Source organism: Methylobacterium sp. D48H (assembly GCF_053345715.1).
The window spans coordinates 1-962 of record NZ_JBKFAP010000072.1 but is presented as its reverse complement, the minus strand read 5'-3'; the positions used below and the strand labels follow the sequence as shown (position 1 = coordinate 962).

Sequence of the window (962 nt, the reverse complement as noted above, 5' to 3'; positions counted from 1 at the left end):
GGCAGGTTCTGCAGCGCCACGTCGTGCACCACCTGGTCGTAGGCCCGCTGCAGGAAGGTCGAGTAGATCGCCACGAACGGCCGGTAGCCCTCGGTGGCCAGACCGCCCGCGAACGTCACCGCGTGCTGCTCGGCGATGCCGACGTCGAAGGTCTTGTCCGGGTGCGCCTTGCCGAACAGGTCGATGCCGGTGCCCCCCGGCATCGCCGCGGTGATCGCCACGACCTTGTCGTCGGCGTCGGCCGCCTTGATCAGGCTCTCGCCGAACACCCGCGTGTAGGCCGGCGCGTTCGGCTTGGCCTTGGCCTGGACCCCTGAGACCACGTCGAACTTGACCACGCCGTGGTAGCGGTCGGCCGAGGCCTCGGCGGGCGCGTAGCCCTTGCCCTTCTGGGTGACGACGTGGAGCAGGATCGGGCCGTGCTCGGCGTCGCGGACGTTCTTGAGCACCGGCAGCAGGTGGTCGAGGTTGTGCCCGTCGACCGGGCCGACGTAGTGGAAGCCCATCTCCTCGAACATGGTGCCGCCGCCGACCACGAGCGAGCGGGCGTATTCCTCGGCCGCGGCGGCGCGCTGGTAGAGCGCCTTGGGCAGGAGCTTGCCGAGCTGCTTGGCGGTCTCGCGCAGGGACTGGTAGGCGCCGCCCGAGGCGAGGCGGGCGAGGTAGGCCGACATGGCGCCGACGGGGGGCGCGATCGACATGTCGTTGTCGTTGAGGATGACGATCAGGCGCGAGTGCAGGGCGCCGGCGTTGTTGAGGGCCTCGTAGGCCATGCCGGCCGACATCGAGCCGTCGCCGATGACCGCGATGGCGTTGCGGCGCTTGAGCGGGCGGTTCTTCTGCTTGGCGGCGGCGTTGTCGAGGTCGCGGGCGACCGCCATGCCCAGCGCAGCCGAGATCGAGGTCGAGGAGTGGGCGGCGCCGAAGGGGTCGTAGACGCTCTCGCTCCGCTTGGTGAAGCC

General features: G+C 70.5%; 1 protein-coding gene. It reads right to left on the bottom strand.

The genetic code is table 11. The features are described 5' to 3' along the window. On the bottom strand, positions 1-962 hold a 962-nt coding region (locus ACLBX8_RS31495), incomplete at both ends, for a 1-deoxy-D-xylulose-5-phosphate synthase N-terminal domain-containing protein (RefSeq protein WP_447716399.1).